Genomic DNA, 22,888 nt, shown 5'->3' on the forward strand with positions numbered 1-22,888 from the left:
TCGGGTTTACTTTTTTGGGCATTTTGGTTACCTTTCAGCTTTTAAAAACGGAGGAAAATTGGAAGCTTATTTAGCTGAATTGAATGACGCACAAAGGGCCCCGGTGCTACAAAAAGATGGGCCAATGATTGTAATTGCCGGTGCTGGATCGGGTAAAACCAGGGTGCTTACCTACAGGATAGCCTATTTGATGAGCCAGGGGGTTGATGCGTTCAGTATTCTGTCGCTTACATTTACGAATAAGGCTGCGCGTGAAATGAAACAGCGTATTGCCAGAATAGTGGGTAACAGTGAGGCCAAGAATTTATGGATGGGTACTTTCCATTCTGTCTTTGCCAAAATATTGAGGTTTGAGGCTGATAAACTGGGCTATCCGTCAAATTTTACTATCTATGATACCCAGGACTCACAGAGCGTTATCAGGGCCATTATCAAGGATATGAGGCTGGATAAGGATGTCTATAAATACAAGCAGGTTTATAACCGGATCTCGTCATATAAGAACAGCCTGATTACTGTCAAGGCATATTTTCAGAATCCTGAACTCCAGGAGGCCGACGCCATGTCTAAAAAACCCAGGCTTGGGGAAATATATAAGGAATATGTAGACCGGTGCTTTAAGGCAGGAGCAATGGATTTTGATGACCTTCTGCTGAAAACCAACGAACTTCTTAACAGGTTTCCCGATGTGCTTCATAAATACCAGAGCCGGTTCAAATATATACTTGTGGATGAGTATCAGGATACCAATCATTCGCAATATCTGATCGTAAGGGCTCTTTCAGACAAATTTCAGAATATTTGCGTGGTAGGTGATGATGCCCAGAGTATCTACGCTTTTCGCGGGGCCAATATTAATAATATCCTGAATTTTCAGAAAGATTATGATGATGTGCAGATGTACAGACTGGAGCAGAATTACCGGTCTACCAAGAATATTGTAAATGCGGCTAACTCCATAATCGATAAGAACAAGACGAAACTGGAAAAGATAGTATGGACGGCCAATGACGATGGTCCTAAGATCATCGTAAACCGTCTGCTTACCGATGGAGAGGAAGGCCGATATGTGGCAAGCTCCATTTTTGAGAATAAAATGCAAAACCAGCTTAATAACAGTGATTTTGCTATACTATACCGGACCAATGCTCAGAGTAGGGCTATGGAAGATGCTTTAAGAAAAAAGGATATTCCATACCGTATCTATGGAGGGCTTTCTTTCTACCAGAGAAAGGAGATTAAGGATGTTCTGGCTTATTTGAGACTTACACTTAATCCTAAAGACGAGGAAGCCCTTAAAAGGGTAATCAATTATCCTTCCAGGGGAATAGGGCAGACTACCATGGATCGTCTGGCAGTTGCCGCGAACCAGCATAACCGATCGATCTTTGAAGTAATTGAAAACCTTGATAAACTCGACCTTAAAATAAACCGTGGAACTCAGACGAAACTTGAGAATTTTGTGAACATGATCAAGAGTTTCAGGATCATGAATGAGAATGCCGATGCTTTTCAACTTGCGGAAACAGTTACCCGTAAAACCGGTCTGGTCCAGGAACTCAAAAAGGATGGCACACCTGAAGGAATAGCGAGAATCGAAAATATAGAAGAATTGTTAAATGGGATTCGCGATTTCGTGGAGGGCCAAATAGAACTTGCTGATGCTTCTGGTTCTTTAGCCGAATTTCTTGAAGATGTTGCGCTAGCAACAGATATGGATAAGGATACCGGGGATGAGGACCGGGTGGCGCTTATGACCATTCACCTAGCCAAGGGACTGGAGTTTCCCTATGTTTATATTGTAGGGATGGAAGAAGACCTGTTTCCTTCGGCTATGAGCATGAATACCCGGAGTGAACTGGAAGAAGAAAGGCGACTGTTTTATGTGGCGTTAACGAGGGCTGAAAAACAGGCTTATCTCACCTATACCTTATCGCGCTATCGCTGGGGAAAGCTGGTGGATGCTGAACCTAGTCGTTTTATAGAAGAAATAGACGATCAATATCTCGATATGATGGTGCCCCAGGACGATTACAAATATAAACCACTGGTAGATACCGATATTTTTGGGGACGATGTAGACAAAACCAAGCTCAGGCAGACGAAGCCAAAAAATGGAACTCCACCGCCATCCCATAAACCTTCCGAAGAACAGTTAAGAAAACTTCGAAAACTGAAACCTGCGGCTAATGAACCAGCCAAAGCCAGAAATAACATTGAACTTGCTGAGGGGAACGAGGTAGAACATATGCGTTTTGGAAGGGGAAAGGTGTTGAAGCTGGAAGGCGTGGGACAGGATAAAAAGGCTGAGATCCATTTTGAAGAAGGCGGGATCAAAAAACTATTGCTTCGTTTTGCAAAGCTTAAAGTTCTGTCATGATATTGCCGTTAAACTTCTGTTATAGAAAGCCGCGAAAAGCGGCTTTATTTTTACCTTGAAATTATAAAAGGATACGAAAAGGAAGCAGAGTAAAATGGAATTGGGGTAAGGGTACCACAAGAGGAGAAGTGATGGCCACTTCTAAATAGAAAGTGACAAGGACCATCGATGGAAATGAGATTACCAGGAACGAAGAAAAAAGAAATAGGACCTTATATACCAGGCAGAAGGATGGAAGTAAGATTCTGAAACTGAATATTGAGGTTGAGAAATCCGATGAGGTTTTTCCGGATTCTCAGGTGGTTACATTTTAAAATTGTAAATTTTAATGAGTTTAAAAAAATATTATTATGGCTGCTGAATTAATAAGGATTTATGATGAAAACCCTGCTCCCAAACATATAAGTAAAGTTGTAGAAGTCCTCAAAAAAGGAGGACTTGTTATTTATCCTACTGACACTATCTATGGGTTAGGATGTGATATTACCAATGTTTCGGCTCTGGAGAAAATAGCCCAGATCAAGAATGTAAAACTGGAAAAGTCAAACTTTTCGTTTGTATGTGAAGATCTTAGCAATCTTTCAGATTACGTTAAACAAATAGATACTGCTACTTTTAAGATATTGAAGCGCTGTCTGCCGGGGCCATATACTTTTATCCTGCCTGGTGGGAACAATCTTCCAAATGTATTCAAGAAAAGGAAAACTGTCGGGATTCGTGTGCCGGATAACAATATTTGCCGGGCAATAGTAAATGGCCTGGGCAATCCCATAGTTTCTACTTCAATTCGGGATGATGACGAGGTCCTTGAATATGGAACCGATCCTGAACTTATCAGGGAAAAATGGAATAATCTCGTAGATATTGTGATCGATGGTGGTTACGGAGATAACATTCCATCCACGGTGATTGACCTTACCACTGAAGAACCCCAGGTGATCAGGGAAGGAAAAGGAAGCGTTGATATATTATGATTTAGAAGATTTTATCCAGGTTTTCGATAAAATAAACATGTACCACATCTGGAGAAAGGATCGTTCCTTTTTTCGTATGTGCTTTAGCCAGTTCATATCCCAGTTTAGCAGCATTCATTCTTTGAGTGGGAGTGCCGTGATGTGTATTACTTTCTACCAGACAGTCGCCCACGTTAAAGGATAGCTGAAAATATTCTTCTATCCTTTTCCAGTTGTAGGTAGCTCCCCGTTTATGGGTTAGAAAATAGGCGGCTGCAAAATCAGCCTCCAGTTCTATGAATCTTGAAAGTTCCCAGGCTTCAGTGAAGTTATAATCGGTGGACCATGAGTTGCTGTTTTTGTACTGAGCCTGATGCCACCATTCATGAGCGAGAATGGCTGAAAATGCAATTTTTCCATCAATTCCGGCTTCAACAAGAGTTTCTATGAGTCCATCGCCTATAACCAGGAGACCGTTAGCCAGGGTGAAAGCGTCCATAGCAAAATATGGGCTTTCGGGCAGGGTTGATGACAGTGCATTTACATCAAGAAGTAAATCAGCTTTATGATAAGCTTCATTTCGGTTACGAACGCTTCTGTCAAAGCTCTCGATCATATCGGTGAGCGTTTCCCGGTCATTCAAAGAAACTGTATGCTGGCCATTCAGAGTAATGTTATGGTTAAGATTCCAAAACTCAGTGAGTTCTCTTATCCTTTTTTTAGCCAGCTGATCATATTCACCATTAGCTCCATAATAGTTTTCCCCTCTGTAATGGGTAACATATTTTTTATGAAGTTCTGTATAATAATTTGCCAGGTTGATATCAAAATACGGATCTGTGGCGAAATCGTCAAAATACCCAAGCAGAACACTGCCAAAATCGGTTAGCTGGCAGGAAGAAAGTCCAGGGTCCTCCTCAAAATATCTGTATTCAGAAAAGCATGGACGTATCCCTGCTTTTGTTGTAGTTACTTTTTTTTGCTGAAGTTCTGATTGAAGAACATAGGGGTGAAATACAGGCTCTTTCAGGTTGAACTCTTCTTTAGAGCAGGCCTGAAATAGTGAGTATAAAAGTAAACCAATACACCAGATGTAGAACTTCCTTTTCATAGCGTGAAATTTTGGTGATCAGACCACATAAATTTACACATAAATTGCTCTCTATTAGATAATTATAGCATAAAAATTAAAAAGCCCCACACAACTGTATGGGGCTTTTTTTAAGTATTTGAAAGATTTCTCTTCTTATTCCTCTCCGGAAGTGGCTTTTTCCATTCCTTCTTCAATCATGCTGTAGAACTGATCAAGTTTTGGAAGAACTACGATTCTTGTTCTTCTGTTCTTAGCACGTCCTTCTGCAGTTTCGTTGGTTGCAACAGGAATGTAGTAACTTCTACCAGCGGCAGTCATTCTTGATGGCTCAACACCAAAATCATCCTGAAGTACTCTTACTACAGAAGTAGCACGTTTCACACTAAGATCCCAGTTGTCTTCGAACATAGAAGTTTTGATAGGCTTATTGTCGGTATGACCTTCAACCATAAACTCAATATTTGGTTTGCTCTTAACAACGGTAGCAACTTTTCCAAGGACTTCTTTAGCACGTGGAGTAATGTTGTAACGTCCACTGTCAAAAAGAAGCTTATCGGAAATAGAAACGTAAACCACACCTTTTTCTACATTGATCTCGATATCCTCGTCGCTCATGTTACCTAATGCACCTTTAAGGCTGGTTACAAGCGCAAGAGTTACAGAATCTTTTTTGTTCAGAGCATCCTGCATGGAACGAATAGCAAGATCTTTTTCCTTGATACTCTCTAGAGAACGTTCAAGGTTCTCTGCTTCTTTCTTAGAAAGAGTAGCCAGATCTCCTACGTTGTTAAGTAACGCAGCATTAGTATTATTAAGTCTGGTAATCTCCTGATTCATTCTGTCTTTTTCATCAAGACAGGAGTTCAGTTTGACTGTAGCAGTATTTAACTGATCCTGAGTTTCTCTTTGCTTTGCCTCTAGTTCATTGTATTTTTTCTGGGAAACACATGAAGATAGCAAAATGGCAGCTGTTGCCGACAAAAGCATGATTTTTTTCATAATTCGTTTCTTATAAATTTAAATTGTTAGAATGCCCAAAAATATCAAAAAAATAGCAAGCCGAAAAGCTATTTTAACATTTCCTTTTTTATTTATTTTTAAAATTGACTGAATTTATTTTTTTTCAGCACATAATGGGAGTATACAACGGAGTGAATCACATAATATTTCTTGAAAATGAAATCTTTGGGTCGCTTATTCCAGATCCTTCTAAAATGACTGTAAAAACTACCATGTGCCTGAAGAATGGCAAAAAAATGATTGAACCTTCCTTCAAATAAGAACTTTATTCCGGCCAGCCCGTCAAGGATCATCCTGATCAATAAAATATAATAGACTTTGGGCGCCTCCACATTCTTAAGAAGAAGAAAAAGGCTGTTTCTGAAGTTGAAAAAGGTTTTTTTAGGGTTCATGTTCTGCAAAGTAGCCCCTCCAACATGATAGATACGGGAATTACTAACATATTTGATTTTATATCCCTTATTCTGAAGCCTCCAGCATAGATCTATTTCTTCCTGGTGGGCAAAGAAATCTTCATCTAGACCTCCAAGCTCGTTATATGTAGATCTTCTTACCGCCAGACAGGCTCCGCTTGCCCAGAAGATATACTGGTCATTGTTGTACTGCCCATGGTCTTCTTCCAGGTGCTGGAAGATCCTTCCTCGGCAGAACGGGTAACCATATTTATCGATATACCCTCCTGCAGCTCCTGCATACTCAAAATGATCTCTGCTTTTATAGTCCAGTATCTTAGGTTGTATTGCCGCAGTTTCAGGTTCCTCTTCAAAGACATGAAGGATTGGATCCAGCCAGTTAGGCGTAACCTCCACATCGCTGTTCAAAAGGACCTGTATCTCTTCTTCCACCGATTTCAGAGCAAGGTTATATCCTCCTGCATAACCGGCATTTAGGTTGTTTTGAATGATCCTTACCTGAGGGAAATTGAGCTTAACATATTCAACAGAATCATCTGTGGAAGCATTGTCGGCCACATAGATATTAGCCCCGGGGGAGTTTTTAAGTACCGATGGTAAAAATTGCTCAAGCAGGTCTTTACCATTCCAGTTAAGTATAACAACTGCTACTTTCATTTATCTTTTGTATTCTGGCAGAGCCTCCAAAAAAATATAATTTTCATTTTCATAATCCATTCGACAGAAATAATGCTGTAGCCCATTGGTCACCATTAAGAAATTAGCTTTTAAACTAAGATTATACCGGGCTACCTGATCAAATGTTGCCTGGGTTATCTTAACAGAAGGTGCCTTGCATTCCACAATAATCTGAATATTTCCATCAGGTTCAAAGACAACTATATCATATCTTTTGGTAAGACCGGCGATTTTCAGCTGCTTTTCTACGTTTATTAGACTTAAAGGGTAATTCTTTTCATCCTGCAAAAATTTCACACAATGTTGTCTTACCCATTCCTCCGGAGTAAGAATCACAAATTTTTTCCTCAGATCGTCAAAAACGGCTATTTTATTTTGATTATTTTTGAACCGAAACGAATATTGGGGGAAATTCAATTTTTGCATGTTTCAAAAGTAAGAAAGAATATTACAGGCCTGCAATTTACTTTTTAAGTTTCCCTTATAATCAAAACCGCGCAGTGATTCCGTATGGATGAAGCAAGACAAATTGTAAATGATATTCAAAAGGGAAATATAAAGCCTCTTTATTTCCTGATGGGCGAGGAGCCTTATTATATAGACAGGATATCCGATTTTATCGAAGAATCGATCCTGACCGAGGAAGAACGGGGGTTTAACCAGATGCTGATCTACGGCAGGGATACTAGTATTGATGATATTGTGAGCAACGCCAAACGCTATCCCATGATGGCTGAAAGACAGGTGGTGATCGTGAAAGAAGCTCAGGATCTGTCAAGGACCATAGAAAAGCTCGCAGATTATGCTGAAAACCCCCAGCCTACTACAGTTTTGGTGGTTTGCTATAAATATAAAAAGATAGATAAACGAAAAAAACTGTATAAAGCCATAGCGAAAAACGGGCTTGTTTTTGAAGGAAAAAGACTTTATGAGAACCAGGTAGGAAACTGGATCATAAAGACCATGAAGAGCAGGGGATATGGTATTTCTCCAAAAGCTGCCCAGATGCTTGTTGAATTTCTTGGGACCGATCTTGGGAAGATAGATAATGAACTTCAGAAACTGCAATTAATCTGTGAGGCAGGGACCAGTATTAGCCCGGAGATCATTGAAGAGAATATAGGAATAAGCAAGGATTTCAATAATTTTGAATTACGCAATGCAATAGGAGTACGGGACTCCCTGAAAGCTCATCGCATAGTGAATTACTTTGCCCAGAATCCTAAGGATAATCCTTTGGTAGTAACGATTTCACTTCTTTTTTCCTTTTTTTCCCAGATTCTGCAGTATCACGGACTTGCTGATAAATCAAAAGGCAGTGTGGCAAAACAGTTGGGTGTAAATCCCTATTTTGTAAATGATTATGTTGTTGCTGCACGGAATTATCCGATGAAAAAGGTAAGCAGGGCGATCAGCCTGCTTCAGGAAACTGATGTGAAAAGTAAAGGGGTAGGCGCGGCGAATGTTTCGCATGGAGATCTTTTAAAGGAACTACTGGTAAAAATAATGAATTAAAGAATGGGGAAATTATCATCCTGGATTGGTGCCGCACGGCTTAGAACTTTGCCATTATCAATTTCGGGTATCATAGTTGGGAGTAGTATTGCAGGCTATGAGGGTGATTTTGATATCGCCATTTTTAGTCTTGCTCTTGGAACTACCTTAGGTTTACAGATATTGTCCAATTTTGCTAATGATTATGGTGATGGAATTAAGGGGACAGATAACGAGGAAAGAATAGGTCCGATGAGGGCCATACAGAGTGGACTTATCACCCAAAAGGATATGGTGCTGGCCATTATTATTACCGCGGTTACTACTTTATTATTGGCAGTTCTTTTAATTTATGCGGCATTCGGAAGCCAGATGATACTTACCTCGCTTATTTTTTTCATCCTGGGTGTGGGGGCTATTATTGCTGCCATAAAATATACCATGGGGGATTCTGCCTATGGTTACCGGGGTTTCGGAGATCTTTTTGTCTTTATTTTCTTTGGGCTGGTAGCTGTTTACGGCTCCTATTACCTTTATAGCCATGATCATAATCTTGTTAGTCTGTTTCCGGCTATCTCCATAGGACTACTCAGCGTAGCCGTACTTAACTTGAATAATTTAAGAGACCGTATTTCCGATAAAAAAGCGGGAAAGATTACTATGGTGGTTAAACTAGGTGAGAACAGAGCCAAGGATTATCATTATGCCTTGATAATAGGAGCTTTGTTTTGTCTGGTCATTTATTCTGTGATCACCTCCCGGGACCTCAATGATTTTATTTATCTTTTTGCGTTTATTCCACTTATTTTTCATCTTCAGAGGGTGGTTAATAATGAAGACCCTACGCTGCTGGATCCGGAATTAAAAATTGTGGCACTTTCAACTTTCGGGATATCCTTTCTGTTCGCTTTAGGGCTTATCTGGTAGATTCATTGTGGCTTTAACAAAATTATATGCTGTGTGTCATCATGGTTTTTAGACTAATTTCTATTTTTATAAAAACCGAAAAACTGGAATTATGAAAATCACTTTTTACGGCCAGAACACCCTGGCATTGAAAATAGGCGAAATCAATGTACTTGTGGATCCTTTTATTACTGGCAATGATCTGGCAAAAGATAAGGTAGATATAAATGACTTAAAGGCAGATTATATCCTTTTAACTCATGCGCATCAGGATCATACCCTGGATGCTGAAGCGATCGCAAAAAATACCGGTGCTATTATCGTGAGTAATTTTGAGATCGTAAACCATTATGAGGCTAAAGGCTTTGAGGTCCATCCTATGAATCATGGGGGAAGCTGGGATTTCGAATTCGGAAATGTCAAATATGTGAACGCCATACATACCAGTTCTTTTCCCGACGGAAGTTATGGTGGACAACCAGGAGGTTTTGTGATAGAAGGGGAGCATAAGAACGTTTATATAGCCGGAGATACGGCACTGACGATGGACATGAAACTTATTCCAATGCAAACCAAGCTGGACCTGGCTGTCTTACCTATAGGTGATAATTTTACCATGGGTGTGAATGATGCCATTGTAGCAAGCGATTTTATTCAATGTGATAAGATCCTCGGATGCCATTATGATACCTTTGGTTATATTGAAATAGACCATGAGGAAGCAAAAAGAAAGTTCTACGAAAAAGGTAAGGATCTTATGCTGCTTGAGATTGGAGAATCAATTGAACTATAATTAGATTTTTGGATTTTTAGATGCACAGATTTAAGGAATTAGAGATATGGAAATTGAGTAGACAATTGTGTAAAGATGTTTATGAAGTGACTGTTTACTTTCCTGATGCTGAAAAGTTTGGTCTGATAAATCAACTTAGAAGAAGTAGTGTTTCATTACCTTCATATATTGCCGAAGGTGCCTCAAGAAAATCTTCTAGGGATTTTGACAGATTTCTTGAAATAGCTATAGGTTCCTGCTATTAAATGGAGACACAGTTATTAATTTCTAATGACCTGGGATTTCTAAATGATGAAAAACTCAATGTTTTACAATTGAAACCAATATCAATCATCAAAATGATTTCCAAATTCAGATCAACTCTTAAAAACAGCCATAATTGAACTAACCTGAAGCTCTAATTTTATCTTAATTCGAACAATCCAACAATCCAACAATCCAACAATCCAACAATCCATTAGCAATGATCGCCAGTTATAGAAAGTACATACTCAATTTCAAACGCCCCAGCGGAACTTCGCGGGGCGTTCTTACTGAAAAAGAGACCTGGTTTTTAAAGATCTCTGATGGTAACAGATATGGAATTGGCGAATGTGGTATTTTAAGAAGTCTGAGTTATGACGACCGGCCTGACTATGAAGACAAATTAAAATGGGTTTGCGAGAACATTCAACTGGGAGAAGAAAAGCTCTGGGAAGAGCTCAGGGATTTCCCCAGCATTCAATTTGGAGTTGAAATGGCTTTCAGAAGTTTACGGGCTGAAGATCCCTTTCTGCTTTTTCCTTCAGAATTCACCAGGGGTGAAAAATCTATTCCTATTAATGGTCTTATCTGGATGGGGGATAAGGATTTTATGAAGAAACAGATCTCTGAAAAGATCGAAGCAGGTTTCAATTGTATAAAACTGAAGATAGGAGCTATTGATTTTGAGACCGAGCTAGACCTATTAAAATCCATTAGAGAGAACTTTTCGGCTAATGAAATCGAACTCAGGGTGGATGCCAATGGCGCATTTTCACCTGAGACTGCGCTTGAAAAACTTCAGAAGTTATCAAAATACGACCTTCACAGTATCGAGCAACCAATCAGGCAGGGCCAGATACAGGCAATGGCCGGACTTTGTGAAAAAACTCCCCTTCCAATCGCACTGGATGAAGAACTGATTGGGGTGACCGATGCAACAGAAAAGAGAAAGCTTATACAAACAATAAGGCCGCAATTTGCGATCTTTAAACCCAGTTTGATAGGAGGTTTTAAAGGCACCACTGAATGGAAGGATACCTGTGAAACCAATCAGGTAGACTGGTGGATTACAAGTGCGTTGGAAAGTAATATCGGTCTTAATGCAATTGCACAGTGGACATATACATTAGAACCAGACTTGCCTCAGGGACTGGGGACGGGAAGTTTGTATACCAATAATTTTGCGAGTCCGCTGGAAGTTAAAAACGGAAATATTCATTATAACCCTGAAAAAGAGTGGGAAATTAATTATTGAAGCAAATGTTTATAAACCAGGTTTTTAAGTACAAACATGATTTTTGGAGATATATAATTGGAGTTGTGGTCGTGGTAACTGGAATCATTGTAGGGCAAATCCCCCTGCTGATCGCGCTAGTTGCAGAAAAAGGCTACGAAATTATGGGTATGGCAGAATCGGAAATGATGACGGCATTAGATTCCAATTATTTTCTTTTCTTAATGTTACTCACGTATGCTGTTGCGCTGTTATTTTTACTTTTTATAGTTAAGAGATTGCATGAACAACCCTTGAAAACCTTGACAACCTCGAGATCTAAGATCGACTGGAGTCGTTTCTGGTTTGCTTTCGGACTAGTCTCCATTTTTATCCTGATCAGTACTATTGGTGACTATTTTACCAATCCTGATGATTATGTGTTGAACTTTCAACTAATGCCCTTTTTGATTTTGCTGGTTATAGCGGTCATATTTGTTCCGCTGCAAACCAGTTTCGAGGAATATTTCTTCAGGGCCTACCTTATGCAGGGGATAGGGGTTTTTGTAAGAAACCGATGGGTCCCGCTAATAATCACCTCTGTGGTATTCGGCGGATTACACTTCTTTAATCCTGAAGTGACCAAACTGGGTAATATTATTATGATTCATTATATAGCAACAGGTTTCTTGCTGGGAATCATGACTCTTATGGATGAAGGTATTGAGCTGGCACTTGGTTTCCATGCCGCAAACAATCTTTTAACAGCACTTATCGTCACTGCAGACTGGACAGCGTTCCAGACCAATTCAATTTTTAAGGATATTTCAGATCCTTCTGTTGGATGGGATATACTAATTCCTGTTCTTATAATATATCCTGCTTTTCTGTATATCATGGCTAGAAAATATAAATGGAGCAATTGGAAGGAAAAATTGTTTGGGAAAGTGCATAAGCCTCAATTATTAAATGTTTCTGAAGATAATTAAGAGTTTCACAGCAATTTGTTAACTTTAAGTAATAAGCGTTTTTCCAACTTAGCTTAAAATATGGCAAATAAGTATAAAATCCCTGAAACTCATCCTGAGTTCAGACTTAATAAACAACATTTCACCAACTCTGAACTTCGGCAGGTGGCTTATAGTTTTATTAAAGAAGGCGAGCCCTATGAAGAAAAAATAGGTGCTTTCATTCTGGACTGGCTGAAACCTATGGAATACGTAGAAGTTCACACCTCCGGTTCCACCGGCAAACCAAAAAAACTACGGCTGAAGAAACAACACATGATCAATTCGGCCATAGCCACCTCAAAGTTCTTTGATCTCCCTGCAGGCACCACCGCATTATTATGTCTTCCCGCTGAATATATCGCCGGGAAGATGATGCTTGTAAGAGCTATGTATCTGGGATGGCAACTTGATACTGTACCTCCATCATCCAATCCTTTGGATCAGGTTTTCAAGGTCTATGATTTTACGGCAATGACTCCTTTTCAGCTTGATAATTCAATCGCAAGGCTTCATTTGGTAAGGAAACTTATCATTGGAGGAGGTGTTGTATCTCCACGAATAAAGAAAATGTTGGTTGATATAGACGCCAAGATATATGAGACTTATGGAATGACCGAAACCTGTAGTCATATTGCCGCAAAACGATTGAATCCACGAAAAAAGAAAAAGTCTCCAAGACCTTTTAAATTACTTCCGAATATTAGTATTTCACAGGATGAAAGAGGTTGCCTGGTAATTAAGGCTCCAAATATCCTGGATGAAGAGATAGTCACAAATGATGTGGTGGATATTATTACCTATAAAAAGTTCCTGTGGAAAGGCAGGTATGATAATGTAATAAATTCGGGAGGGATAAAACTATATCCCGAAGAGATAGAAAGAAAATTGAATGAGGAAATCGATCATAGGTTTTTTGTTACTTCCATGCCAGATGATTCACTCGGAGAAAAGCTTGTTCTCTTTGTGGAAGATGATTTTTCCGAAGAAACCCTGGCTGAACTGGAAAAGACAGTTAGAGAGATGAAATCCCTAAGCAAATATGAAAAGCCAAAAAAGATCTATCTTATTGAAAAGTTCGAAGAAACACCAAATGGCAAAATTCACCGCGAGAATACCGTTAAAAGCAAGGTGAGTTAATAATCCCAATCTATTTATGAAAAAATTACTGCTGCTAAGTGCACTGCTATTAAATTTTATTGCTCAAAGCCAGATTCTGGCAGAAAGAGAAAGGTCGAAAGTTGTAGACCAGATCCTGGGAGAAAGGTTTAATAAGGTACTGCCGGAACTAATGGACCGGGCAGAAATTGATATGTGGGTGATCATATCCCGCGAGTATAACGAAGATCCTGTTTTAAAAACTATGCTTCCCGCTACCTGGCTGAATGCCCGTAGAAGGACTATAATGGTTTTTTTCAGGGATAAAGAAAATGATACTATCGAAAATTTGGCAATCGCACGCTACAATATTGGAGATAATATTGAATCGGCCTGGAATAAGGAAGAACAGCCAGATCAATGGCAGGCGTTGGTGGACATAATTGAGAAAAGAGACCCGGAAAAGATTGGACTAAATATTTCTGAAAATTTTGGGATAGCCGACGGACTTGTAAAAACCGATTTCGATGAATTCACGGAGGCCTTACCTGAAACATATAGAGAGAGGATCGTTTCTGCTGAAGATCTTGCGGTGGGCTGGATAGAGACAAGAACCCTCAGGGAGATGGTGCTTTACAGCAGTCTTGTAGAGATTACTCATGATATAATTGCGGAGGCTTTCAGTACGAATGTTATTCAGCCCGGCATAACCACCACCGATGATGTGGTATGGTGGATGAGGCAGAAAGTGACGGAAATGGGACTGGAGACCTGGTTTCATCCAACGGTTGATGTTCAGCGAAGCAAAGAGAGACTTGTAGATCACATCACTGCTTTTTCAGATGAGAACGGGAGTATGCTGATCCTTCCTGGTGATCTTTTGCATTGTGATTTTGGTATTACTTATCTTCGGTTGAATACAGACTGTCAGCAAATGGCATATGTATTAAAAGAAGGAGAGGAAAATGCACCCGAATTTCTTCAGGAGGCATTCAATAAAGGAAATCAGTTGCAGGATATCCTCACTTCAAATTTTGAAACCGGCGATACAGGAAATGAGATCCTGAAAGAAAGTCTTCAGGAAGCTAAAGAACAAGGCTTAAAGGCTTCTATTTATACTCATCCATTAGGTCTTTATGGACATTCAGCAGGCCCCACTATAGGCATGTGGGATCAGCAGGGTGGAGTTCCGGGCACTGGTGATTATCCATTATATGAAAATACGGTTTATGCTATTGAATTAAATACCGAAGTAGAGATCCCTGAATGGGAAAAAAGAATCAGAATTATGCTTGAGGAAGCAGGTTTCTGGGGTGAGGAAGGTTTTAGGTATGTAAACAAAAGGCAAAACGAACTTATTCTTATTCCTTCGGAACAAGATTAAAAAAGCTGAGAAAGGGCCAGTCTTAATAACCCATTTTCATCTTATAATCGGCCGAATGTTTTCCGGATCCGTAGAAAATGAAGAAAATGGTAAACACAAGTACTACTGCGGCCTCTATCAAACCGCCGGGGTTCATGACACCTACGAAATTGATTAGGATAGCCCCCACTAAAATTGGTAACTGGGCGATCAAAGCCCACCGCGTAAGTAAGCCGAAAGCAATTAACAGTCCGCCCACAAGATGTGCGGGTGCAACATAATGAACAACCAGCATTATTCCGCCAAAACCTCTGAGAGGCTCGATGAGTTCAACGAGTTTTTCGGTTTGGGAAATAAACTGGATTCCCTTAATAAAGAAGAAAACACCCAGGGCGATTCTCAGAATGTCTAACCAGTAGTAAGTGTGCGCATTGGCCCACTTATTAAGTGATTTAATACTTAACATAATGGAAAATTTACCTTAAGTTACTAAAAAACAGTCTTATAAGAATATTTTTCTCTGCTTTTTGTATTACTTAAGATCAAAGATCACTGCCTGATATGCCTTAAGCTTAATTTGTGAACCTTCCCGATCCAGCTCTTCCAGGTTGTTTATTAGTAAATTGTTTAAGGAAAAATTCTCAGGGAGTTCAATATTTGCAGAATGCTTTGAAAAATTAAGCAGTACCAGCATCTTTTGCCCTTCCAGTTCTCTGCTATAAGCGTAGACCTGTTCATGATCAGGAAAGAGAAGTTTATAATCTCCATAGACCAGCACGGGATTTTTCATTCGAAGCTCCACCATTTTTCTGAAGTAATTGAGGCAGCTGTTCGGGTCTTTTTCTTCTGCCTCAACATTCACAGCCTTATAATTATCGTTAACAGGTAACCAGGGAGTGCCATCTGTGAATCCGGCATGTTCAGTATCGTTCCATTGCATTGGCGTTCGGCCGTTGTCACGGGAAAGGAATTTTAACCGGGCCATATATTCTGAAATATCCCCACCTTCGTTCAGGGTTTTCTGATAACCATTTTTAGCGACAATGTCCTGATACTGTTCAATGTTTTCAAAACCAATATTGGTCATCCCAAGTTCATCGCCATAATAGCAATAGGGCGTTCCTCTCATGCTAAGGATAAATGTGTTCAGCATCTTCGAGGAAGCTTTTCGGTATTCAGGACTGTCATTCCCAAACTTAGACACCATTCTTGGAACATCGTGATTGGCGAGGAAAATTGACAGCCACCCCTTTTCAGCAAATGCACTGTCCCACCTGGTATAAACCTCTTTGAATTCAGATAACTTGTAGCCATCCAGGCTATTGCCTACATCCATGCCCTCGAAATGATAGGCCATTTGCAGTTCATTCCGATCAGCATCCACTAACGAATGTGCATCTTCAAAAGTGCTCCCGGCACCTTCTGAAACTGCAAAAACATCATACTGGCTTAGAACTTCTTTGTTGAGTTCCTTCAGGTATTTATGAAGGTTGGGCCCCATTCCGTAGTATTTGATCACCTCTTTTTCGTAACCTTCGGGAAGGGGAGGGAAACTGGTGTCTTTAGAAACGAACTGAAAAGCATCTAAACGAAATCCGTCCACGCCTTTCTCTGCCCAGAATTTCATGATATCATATACTTCCTGGCGTACTTTTGGATTCTCCCAGTTAAGATCCGGTTGTTTTCGGGAGAAATAATGGAGATAGTAAGCATCTGTAATGGAATCATATTTCCAGGCTTCTCCTTTGGGATCGAAAAGGCTGTAGCGGTAATTAGGTTTTCCTTTTTCGGCTGGCCACCAGTGATAATAATCGCGGTAAGGATTGTCCCGGGATTTTCTCGATTCCTGGAACCATCTGTGCTCATCACTACTGTGATTCACCACAACATCCATGACGAATTTTATATCCCTTTTATGCATTTCCCGGAGCATCAGGTCAAAATCTTCCATGGTACCGAATTCATCCATTATCTCCCGATAATTACTGATATCATAACCGTTATCGGCATTAGGGGAACTATAAATTGGGTTGAGCCAGACCATGTTTACCCCGAGGCTTTCGATATAGTCAAGCTTTTCTATGATGCCTTTAAGGTCTCCAATCCCATCACCATTAGAATCCTTGAAACTTCGTGGATAGATCTGATAAATAACCGCCTCCTTCCACCAGGTTCGCTGAACTTCATCGTTCAGTTCCTCATTTTCAGTGGATTTTTTCTTTTCATTTTCACAGGAAAGGGTGAGAATTAGAAGGGCAAGGAGAAGTAATATACGTTTCATGGATATTTAGGATATTGATTTACAGCGCAAAATACTGAAATTAATATAATCAAATACTCCTAATCCAGGATCTCCGTATCTATATAGAATTCAAGGTCATTTACTTCGATCTCATCAAGCTCAGCCTCCTCCCTATTCAGGATCTGCCATTGTGAAGTTGCATTGAGTCTTGTTTCTTCCTCATCAATAATAATATCTACCGGCATTTTGAAATCCTCCACATCTGCTTTCCACCGGTAATAAATTATATCATCCTCTTCTTTTAACTGAAGTACTGGTAAGGATGAATTCCTTAGATACTGATCAAATACTGTCGAAAGGTCAACATCGATAGCCTGGTCAAAAAAGGCTTCAGTATCCCTGGTTGAAATGGTTTGATGTTTAAATGTTTCTGTATAATCCCTGAAAGTTTTCCACCATAACTCATCATTATTGTAGATGCTTCTGATAGTGTTCAGAAGATTGGCTCCTTTGAAATACATATCTGGCGAACCTTCTGCATTCACGCCATAATCTCCAATGATCGTACTGTAATTGCTAACACCCCTGCGGGTTCCTTTAAGATATTCCAGAGCTGCTTCCTTTCCCCAATTGCATTCCACATAAATAGCTTCAGTATAACTTGTAAAGCCTTCCTGTATCCACATATCAGCGATGTCGGCGGCCGTGATGCTGTTTCCATACCACTCGTGACCTGACTCGTGTATGATGATATAATCCCATTTCAGACCATAACCTGTGCCTGAAAGGTCACTACCTAAGTATCCATTTCCATATTTGTTTCCATAAGCTACGGCGCTTTGATGTTCCATTCCCAGGTAGGGTGTTTCCACCAGTTTGAAGCCATCTTCCTCGAAAGGGTAGGGGCCCATTTTTTCATAAAAGCATTCCATCATCCCTTTTACCTGCTCAAATTGTTTTTTGGCCTTTTCAAGGTTGTAAGGCAGAACATAGTAATCCAGATCAAGATTCTTATACTTATCAGAAAAATGGACATAGTTTGCCACATTGATCATAATGTTGTAATTGTTGATTGGATTCACAACTTTCCAGCTCCACTCGGTATATCCATCTCCCAGATCGGTTTTACCTACAAAACGGCCATTGGATACATTCATCAGTCCGTTGGGAACAGCGATATCCATCCTGGCTTCTTCAGGCTCATCACTTTGATGGTCTTTGTTTGGATACCACAGGCTGGCTCCGGTTCCCTGCACTGCCAGAGTGATCCATGGATTTCCATCTTTGTCCTCTGTCCATACGAATCCACCATCCCAGGGAGCATTTTCCGCAACAATTGGTTTTCCATGATAAAAGAACTGAATTGAATCTTTAGTCCCTTTTTTAAGCGCTTCCTGGAATTCTATAAAAACAGCGTTGAACTTTCTTTTATATTCCAGATTTCTCCCCTGATGAACGATAGAGTCGATCTCCATATTCTCAAAGAGATCAATTTGCATCACAGGTAATTCATTCTTCACTTTGAAAGTGATGATATTGGACCCTGAAATAAATTTTTTGTTGGGTTCTATCTTAAGTTTCAGATGATATTTTTGAACGTCAAAATTTGTCCTTTCAGGTCGTAGCGAACCTCTCAGGGTATCAGCTTCAGTATATTCTGTATGATTGGAGCCTACAATCTGGGCGCTCATTGCAGTGGCGATCATCAATGCCGCCAGACTTAAAAATATCTTCTTCATTTAAATTTTCAGGTTTGGATTACACCCAGGTTGAAATCTTTTTCAATTGGTGCATGGTTGGCCGCTTCAATTCCCATGGAGATCCATTTTCTCGTATCCATAGGATCGATGATGGCATCTGTCCATAACCTTGCTGCAGCATAATATGCAGAAGTTTGTTCATCATAGCGGGCCTTTAATTTATCAAATACTTCTTTTTCCTTTTCCTTGTCTACTTTTTCGCCTTTTTTCTCCATGGCAGCAGTTTCTATTTGTGCAAGTACCTTGGCTGCCTGGGTTCCTCCCATAACCGCCAGTTCTGCACTTGGCCAGGCAACGATAAGTCTTGGATCATAAGCCTTTCCGCACATAGCATAGTTCCCGGCACCATAGGAATTACCAATGATTATGGTAAATTTAGGAACTACGGAGTTACTTACGGCACTCACCATCTTGGCACCATCCTTAATAATTCCTCCATGTTCACTTTTGCTACCTACCATAAAACCGGTAACATCCTGAAGGAAAACCAGAGGGATCTTCTTCTGGTTGCAATTGGCAATAAACCTCGTGGCTTTATCTGCTGAATCTGAATAGATCACTCCGCCAAACTGCATTTCTCCTTTTTTGGTTTTTACGATCTTACGTTGATTCGCCACAATTCCAACTGCCCAGCCGTCAATTCTCGCATATCCCGTAATTATGGTCTGGCCATATCCTTCTTTATATTCTTCAAATTCCGAGCCATCTACCAGGCGATATATGATTTCATGCATATCATACTGGTCACTGCGCTTTTTAGGGAGAATACCATAGATATCTTCCTGTTTTTGCTTCGGCTCTCTGGGTTTTGAATGATTAAAGCCTGCCTTATCAAACTCACCGATCTTATCCATGATGTTTTTAATACGGGTAAGTGCATCCTTATCGTCTTTGGCTTTATAATCAGTTACTCCGCTAATCTCACTATGAGTAGTGGCACCTCCAAGAGTTTCATTGTCGATAGATTCGCCAATAGCAGCTTTTACAAGATAGCTTCCAGCTAAAAAGATACTTCCGGTCTTTTCTACGATGAGAGCTTCATCACTCATTATTGGGAGGTAAGCACCTCCGGCAACACAGCTTCCCATTACCGCGGCAATCTGGGTGATCCCCATGCTGCTCATCACAGCATTATTTCTAAAGATCCTTCCAAAATGTTCCTTATCAGGAAATATCTCATCCTGCATAGGTAAATATACTCCGGCACTGTCTACCAGATAAATTATGGGTAACCTGTTTTCTATTGCGATTTCCTGTGCTCGCAGATTCTTTTTTCCTGTGATAGGAAACCAGGCACCGGCTTTTACGGTAGCATCGTTCGCAACCACAATGCATTGTTTTCCTGAAATATAGCCGATCTTCACAACCACACCACCGCTTGGGCAGCCTCCATGCTCTTTGTACATTCCATCTCCGGCAAAGGCACCTATCTCAATCGATTTTTCTGAATCGTCCAGCAGGAAATCTATTCTTTCCCGGGCAGTCATCTTACCTTTAGAGTGATGTTTTTCTATTCTTTTTTCCCCGCCTCCTAATTTTATTTTTGCGAGCCTTTGTCTCATGGAAGAGGCTAAAAGCTTATTATGGTCTTCATTTTTATTGAAGTTGATATCCATTATTTTTGAGTTTTTTACATTAAATTGAATATTTTAATGTGATATATTTTAAATTAAGCTGTTTTCTGAAGAATTTTTATGGATCTTAATTCAGAAAAGGCTTTCGGCTAAAATACAAAAACACAAGAACTCTTTCTTAATTAAACTGATCATTAAAAATACCCGATATTTGCTATTAAACTATATCTAATGAAAATGAATAAAAATACCATTTTTGGCTGGGCATCTTTTTTAACCTTTCTTGTGGGAACAGCCCTTGTGCTTTTAGGGGTTTTGAAATACATTGATTATGCTATTGGTTTTTCAACCGCAGGTATTGGATTCTTTTTTATTTCCTGGGTATTCAATGCTCTTAAAGGAAGAGTTTAAAATTTATTGACAATGACCAAAGAAAAGGAAAAAAGAGATCAACTAACAAAGCACCTGGATGGCGGACTCGCATTTGCTTCTATCGATAGTTTTCTGGATAACATCCCTTTCGAAAAGGTTGGCGTGAGGCCGGCAGGATTGCCATATTCATTCTATGAAGTTTTTTTTCATATAGCTTTTGCTCAAAAGGATATACTGGAATATACCCTTTCGGGTGATTACAAAACCGCCAGCTGGCCGGAGGATTACTGGCCCGGTAAGCCCGAACCTGGTAGCCAGGAGGAATGGGAAGACCTTAAAGCTGATTATTTTGAAGATCGTCGTATATTACGGGATTTTATTCTGGACCTGAATAATGACGTGGACTCTCCTGTAAGGAATTCTGAAGAACACAGCCTTTTAAGGGAAATACTTTTGGTGATAGAACACTCTGCTTATCACACCGGTCAACTGGTGTTGATCCAGAGATTATTAGGAGTCTATGATAATTGAATTCTCTGAAAATTTCAGGATATTTGCATTCTCAAAACATTAGAAATTAAATTTTAAAAATATATGTCAGACGATAAAAAAGTGATTTTTTCAATGTCTGGAGTGACCAAGACTTTTCCAAGGGCCAACACTCCGGTATTGAAGAATATTTATCTGAGTTTTTTCTACGGAGCGAAAATAGGAATTCTGGGACTCAACGGTTCGGGAAAATCTACCCTCCTAAATATAATAGCCGGCAGAGACCAGAATTACCAGGGAGATGTCGTTTTTTCACCAGGATACAGTGTAGGAATTCTTGAGCAGGAACCTGAATTAGATGAGGAAAAGACCGTGCTTGAAGTGGTGAAAGAAGGGGTGGCTGAAACGGTAGCAATCCTGGACGAGTATAATAAGATCAACGATATGTTTGGTCTGCCTGAAGTATATGAAGACGCCGATAAGATGCAGAAGTTAATGGATAAGCAGGCTGAACTTCAGGATAAGATAGATGCCAGCAATGCCTGGGAGCTGGATACCAAGCTGGAAATTGCGATGGACGCCCTTAGAACTCCGGAGCCAGATAAGAAGATATCGGTTCTTTCAGGAGGAGAGAGAAGGAGGGTTGCTCTTTGCAGGTTATTGCTTCAGGAACCTGATGTTCTACTTCTGGATGAGCCTACCAACCACCTTGATGCAGAATCTGTACATTGGCTGGAACATCATTTACAGCAATATAAGGGGACGGTAATAGCCGTGACTCACGACCGTTATTTTCTTGATAATGTTGCCGGATGGATCCTTGAACTTGACCGGGGAGAGGGTATTCCATGGAAAGGAAATTATTCTTCCTGGCTGGATCAGAAATCCAAGCGACTTGCACAGGAACAGAAGCAGGCCAGCAAGCGTCAGAAAACTCTGGAGCGTGAGCTCGAATGGGCACGAATGAGCCCTAAAGGCAGACAAACCAAGCAGAAGGCAAGGCTTAATAATTATGATAAACTTCTAAGCCAGGATCAGAAGCAGATGGACGAGAAACTGGAAATTTATATTCCAAACGGTCCGAGACTTGGTACTAATGTTATAGAAGCCAAAGGCGTAAGCAAGGCCTTTGGTGATAAATTGCTTTATGAAGACCTTAATTTCCAACTTCCTCAGGCAGGGATCGTAGGGATCATTGGTCCTAACGGTGCCGGAAAGACCACGATTTTCAAAATGATCATGGGAGAGGAAGAGCCTGATAAAGGGAGCTTTGAGGTTGGAGAAACTGCTAAGATTGCCTATGTGGATCAGAGCCATTCTAATATAGACCCCGAAAAGACCATCTGGCAGAACTTCAGTGACGAGCAGGAGCTTATCATGATGGGAGGCCGTCAGGTAAATTCAAGAGCATACTTAAGCCGATTCAATTTCAGCGGAAGCGAGCAAAACAAGAAGGTGAGCATGCTTTCCGGAGGAGAAAGAAACAGACTTCATTTGGCGATGACCCTGAAAGAAGAAGGGAACGTTCTTCTGCTGGATGAGCCTACCAATGATCTTGACGTGAATACGCTTCGAGCCCTGGAAGAAGGTCTGGAGAACTTTGCGGGCTGTGCGGTAGTTATTTCACACGACCGTTGGTTCCTGGATAGGGTCTGTACGCATATCCTGGCTTTTGAGGGTGATTCCCAGGTGTATTTCTTTGAAGGTAGTTTCTCAGATTATGAGGAGAATAAGAAGAAAAGACTTGGTGGCGATGTAATGCCTAAGCGAATCAAGTATAAAAAGCTGGTTAGATAA

22 protein-coding genes are annotated in these 22,888 nt (G+C 40.2%); 14 read left to right on the plus strand and 8 right to left on the minus strand.

Features of this window, described 5'->3' with window-relative positions; translation table 11 throughout:
* Positions 1-58 precede the first annotated feature (58 nt).
* The 3 genes from LU635_RS16295 to LU635_RS16305 all read left to right on the plus strand — a co-directional run bounded on the left by LU635_RS16295 (position 59) and on the right by LU635_RS16305 (position 3,354).
* Complete coding sequence (locus LU635_RS16295) at positions 59-2,380, plus strand: ATP-dependent helicase (protein WP_240100606.1); 2,322 nt, start codon at positions 59-61, stop codon at positions 2,378-2,380.
* Positions 2,381-2,532: 152 nt separating this feature from the next.
* On the plus strand, positions 2,533-2,694 hold the full coding sequence (locus LU635_RS16300; protein WP_240100607.1) for a hypothetical protein: 162 nt from the start codon (positions 2,533-2,535) through the stop codon (positions 2,692-2,694).
* Positions 2,695-2,730: 36 nt separating this feature from the next.
* Positions 2,731-3,354 carry an L-threonylcarbamoyladenylate synthase gene (locus LU635_RS16305; RefSeq protein ID WP_240100608.1) on the plus strand — a complete coding sequence of 208 codons (624 nt, stop codon included), beginning with the start codon at positions 2,731-2,733 and terminating at the stop codon, positions 3,352-3,354.
* 1 nt (position 3,355) lies between these two features.
* Here LU635_RS16305 and LU635_RS16310 read toward each other — a convergent pair whose 3' ends face one another.
* The 4 genes from LU635_RS16310 to LU635_RS16325 form a co-directional block, all read right to left on the minus strand.
* Positions 3,356-4,444: a neutral zinc metallopeptidase gene (locus LU635_RS16310; protein ID WP_240100609.1), complete on the minus strand. Its 1,089-nt coding sequence runs from the start codon at positions 4,442-4,444 to the stop codon at positions 3,356-3,358.
* A gap of 135 nt (positions 4,445-4,579) precedes the next feature.
* Positions 4,580-5,425 (minus strand): OmpA/MotB family protein, encoded by an 846-nt coding sequence (locus tag LU635_RS16315; RefSeq protein ID WP_240100610.1) that lies wholly within the window; start codon positions 5,423-5,425, stop codon positions 4,580-4,582.
* Positions 5,426-5,523: 98 nt separating this feature from the next.
* Positions 5,524-6,516, minus strand: coding sequence for a glycosyltransferase family 2 protein (locus tag LU635_RS16320; protein ID WP_240100611.1), 993 nt, complete (start codon positions 6,514-6,516; stop codon positions 5,524-5,526).
* Positions 6,517-6,963, minus strand: coding sequence for a type I restriction enzyme HsdR N-terminal domain-containing protein (locus tag LU635_RS16325; RefSeq protein WP_240100612.1), 447 nt, complete (start codon positions 6,961-6,963; stop codon positions 6,517-6,519). It abuts the gene before it with no gap.
* Positions 6,964-7,047: 84 nt separating this feature from the next.
* Between LU635_RS16325 and holA the strand changes: the two genes are divergently transcribed.
* The 8 genes from holA to LU635_RS16365 all read left to right on the plus strand — a co-directional run bounded on the left by holA (position 7,048) and on the right by LU635_RS16365 (position 14,675).
* Positions 7,048-8,052 carry a DNA polymerase III subunit delta gene (gene holA, locus LU635_RS16330; protein WP_240100614.1) on the plus strand — a complete coding sequence of 335 codons (1,005 nt, stop codon included), beginning with the start codon at positions 7,048-7,050 and terminating at the stop codon, positions 8,050-8,052.
* Positions 8,053-8,055: 3 nt separating this feature from the next.
* Positions 8,056-8,958, plus strand: a complete 903-nt coding sequence (menA, locus tag LU635_RS16335; RefSeq protein ID WP_240100615.1) for a 1,4-dihydroxy-2-naphthoate octaprenyltransferase — start codon at positions 8,056-8,058, stop codon at positions 8,956-8,958.
* A gap of 91 nt (positions 8,959-9,049) precedes the next feature.
* A complete protein-coding gene (locus LU635_RS16340) occupies positions 9,050-9,730 on the plus strand; it encodes a metal-dependent hydrolase (protein ID WP_240100617.1) in 681 nt (226 codons plus the stop codon).
* A gap of 20 nt (positions 9,731-9,750) precedes the next feature.
* Positions 9,751-9,975, plus strand: a complete 225-nt coding sequence (locus LU635_RS16345; RefSeq protein WP_240100618.1) for a four helix bundle protein — start codon at positions 9,751-9,753, stop codon at positions 9,973-9,975.
* Positions 9,976-10,193: 218 nt separating this feature from the next.
* Positions 10,194-11,228 carry an o-succinylbenzoate synthase gene (locus LU635_RS16350; RefSeq protein ID WP_240100619.1) on the plus strand — a complete coding sequence of 345 codons (1,035 nt, stop codon included), beginning with the start codon at positions 10,194-10,196 and terminating at the stop codon, positions 11,226-11,228.
* 5 nt (positions 11,229-11,233) lie between these two features.
* On the plus strand, positions 11,234-12,175 hold the full coding sequence (locus tag LU635_RS16355) for a CPBP family intramembrane glutamic endopeptidase (RefSeq protein ID WP_240100620.1): 942 nt from the start codon (positions 11,234-11,236) through the stop codon (positions 12,173-12,175).
* Between the two features lie 60 nt (positions 12,176-12,235).
* Positions 12,236-13,333, plus strand: coding sequence for an AMP-binding protein (locus tag LU635_RS16360; RefSeq protein WP_240100622.1), 1,098 nt, complete (start codon positions 12,236-12,238; stop codon positions 13,331-13,333).
* Positions 13,334-13,349: 16 nt separating this feature from the next.
* The gene (locus tag LU635_RS16365) at positions 13,350-14,675 is read left to right on the plus strand and encodes a M24 family metallopeptidase (protein WP_240100624.1); all 1,326 of its coding nucleotides are present in this window, start codon (positions 13,350-13,352) and stop codon (positions 14,673-14,675) included.
* 22 nt (positions 14,676-14,697) lie between these two features.
* On the opposite strand, the gene LU635_RS16370 is transcribed toward LU635_RS16365, so the two are convergent.
* The 4 genes from LU635_RS16370 to LU635_RS16385 form a co-directional block, all read right to left on the minus strand.
* On the minus strand, positions 14,698-15,120 hold the full coding sequence (locus LU635_RS16370) for a DoxX family protein (protein WP_240100626.1): 423 nt from the start codon (positions 15,118-15,120) through the stop codon (positions 14,698-14,700).
* A 66-nt stretch (positions 15,121-15,186) separates the two neighbouring features.
* The gene (locus LU635_RS16375) at positions 15,187-16,935 is read right to left on the minus strand and encodes a glycoside hydrolase family 13 protein (RefSeq protein ID WP_240100628.1); all 1,749 of its coding nucleotides are present in this window, start codon (positions 16,933-16,935) and stop codon (positions 15,187-15,189) included.
* A 59-nt stretch (positions 16,936-16,994) separates the two neighbouring features.
* On the minus strand, positions 16,995-18,635 hold the full coding sequence (locus LU635_RS16380; RefSeq protein ID WP_240100629.1) for a M1 family metallopeptidase: 1,641 nt from the start codon (positions 18,633-18,635) through the stop codon (positions 16,995-16,997).
* A gap of 8 nt (positions 18,636-18,643) precedes the next feature.
* Positions 18,644-20,272: an acyl-CoA carboxylase subunit beta gene (locus LU635_RS16385; protein WP_240100630.1), complete on the minus strand. Its 1,629-nt coding sequence runs from the start codon at positions 20,270-20,272 to the stop codon at positions 18,644-18,646.
* A 189-nt stretch (positions 20,273-20,461) separates the two neighbouring features.
* Between LU635_RS16385 and LU635_RS16390 the strand changes: the two genes are divergently transcribed.
* The 3 genes from LU635_RS16390 (at position 20,462) to ettA (ending at position 22,888) form a co-directional block, all read left to right on the plus strand.
* Positions 20,462-20,641 carry a CAL67264 family membrane protein gene (locus tag LU635_RS16390; RefSeq protein ID WP_240100632.1) on the plus strand — a complete coding sequence of 60 codons (180 nt, stop codon included), beginning with the start codon at positions 20,462-20,464 and terminating at the stop codon, positions 20,639-20,641.
* A gap of 12 nt (positions 20,642-20,653) precedes the next feature.
* Entirely contained in the window at positions 20,654-21,133 is a 480-nt protein-coding gene (locus LU635_RS16395) for a DinB family protein (RefSeq protein ID WP_240100634.1), read from the plus strand.
* Between the two features lie 63 nt (positions 21,134-21,196).
* On the plus strand, positions 21,197-22,888 hold the full coding sequence (ettA, locus tag LU635_RS16400) for an energy-dependent translational throttle protein EttA (RefSeq protein ID WP_240100636.1): 1,692 nt from the start codon (positions 21,197-21,199) through the stop codon (positions 22,886-22,888).

The organism is Christiangramia crocea (genome assembly GCF_022410465.1).
Classification (GTDB): domain Bacteria; phylum Bacteroidota; class Bacteroidia; order Flavobacteriales; family Flavobacteriaceae; genus Christiangramia; species Christiangramia crocea.

What these genes read in the sequence shown, in the direction of transcription:
- LU635_RS16305 (WP_240100608.1), top strand. Translation starts at nt 2,731, where the DNA reads ATGGCTGCTGAATTAATAAGGATTTATGATGAAAACCCTGCTCCCAAA.
- LU635_RS16310 (WP_240100609.1), bottom strand. Translation starts at nt 4,444, where the DNA reads ATGAAAAGGAAGTTCTACATCTGGTGTATTGGTTTACTTTTATACTCA.
- LU635_RS16315 (WP_240100610.1), bottom strand. Translation starts at nt 5,425, where the DNA reads ATGAAAAAAATCATGCTTTTGTCGGCAACAGCTGCCATTTTGCTATCT.
- LU635_RS16320 (WP_240100611.1), bottom strand. Translation starts at nt 6,516, where the DNA reads ATGAAAGTAGCAGTTGTTATACTTAACTGGAATGGTAAAGACCTGCTT.
- LU635_RS16325 (WP_240100612.1), bottom strand. Translation starts at nt 6,963, where the DNA reads ATGCAAAAATTGAATTTCCCCCAATATTCGTTTCGGTTCAAAAATAAT.
- holA (WP_240100614.1), top strand. Translation starts at nt 7,048, where the DNA reads ATGGATGAAGCAAGACAAATTGTAAATGATATTCAAAAGGGAAATATA.
- menA (WP_240100615.1), top strand. Translation starts at nt 8,056, where the DNA reads ATGGGGAAATTATCATCCTGGATTGGTGCCGCACGGCTTAGAACTTTG.
- LU635_RS16340 (WP_240100617.1), top strand. Translation starts at nt 9,050, where the DNA reads ATGAAAATCACTTTTTACGGCCAGAACACCCTGGCATTGAAAATAGGC.
- LU635_RS16345 (WP_240100618.1), top strand. Translation starts at nt 9,751, where the DNA reads ATGCACAGATTTAAGGAATTAGAGATATGGAAATTGAGTAGACAATTG.
- LU635_RS16350 (WP_240100619.1), top strand. Translation starts at nt 10,194, where the DNA reads ATGATCGCCAGTTATAGAAAGTACATACTCAATTTCAAACGCCCCAGC.
- LU635_RS16355 (WP_240100620.1), top strand. Translation starts at nt 11,234, where the DNA reads ATGTTTATAAACCAGGTTTTTAAGTACAAACATGATTTTTGGAGATAT.
- LU635_RS16360 (WP_240100622.1), top strand. Translation starts at nt 12,236, where the DNA reads ATGGCAAATAAGTATAAAATCCCTGAAACTCATCCTGAGTTCAGACTT.
- LU635_RS16365 (WP_240100624.1), top strand. Translation starts at nt 13,350, where the DNA reads ATGAAAAAATTACTGCTGCTAAGTGCACTGCTATTAAATTTTATTGCT.
- LU635_RS16370 (WP_240100626.1), bottom strand. Translation starts at nt 15,120, where the DNA reads ATGTTAAGTATTAAATCACTTAATAAGTGGGCCAATGCGCACACTTAC.
- LU635_RS16375 (WP_240100628.1), bottom strand. Translation starts at nt 16,935, where the DNA reads ATGAAACGTATATTACTTCTCCTTGCCCTTCTAATTCTCACCCTTTCC.
- LU635_RS16380 (WP_240100629.1), bottom strand. Translation starts at nt 18,635, where the DNA reads ATGAAGAAGATATTTTTAAGTCTGGCGGCATTGATGATCGCCACTGCA.
- LU635_RS16385 (WP_240100630.1), bottom strand. Translation starts at nt 20,272, where the DNA reads ATGGATATCAACTTCAATAAAAATGAAGACCATAATAAGCTTTTAGCC.
- LU635_RS16390 (WP_240100632.1), top strand. Translation starts at nt 20,462, where the DNA reads ATGAAAATGAATAAAAATACCATTTTTGGCTGGGCATCTTTTTTAACC.
- LU635_RS16395 (WP_240100634.1), top strand. Translation starts at nt 20,654, where the DNA reads ATGACCAAAGAAAAGGAAAAAAGAGATCAACTAACAAAGCACCTGGAT.
- ettA (WP_240100636.1), top strand. Translation starts at nt 21,197, where the DNA reads ATGTCAGACGATAAAAAAGTGATTTTTTCAATGTCTGGAGTGACCAAG.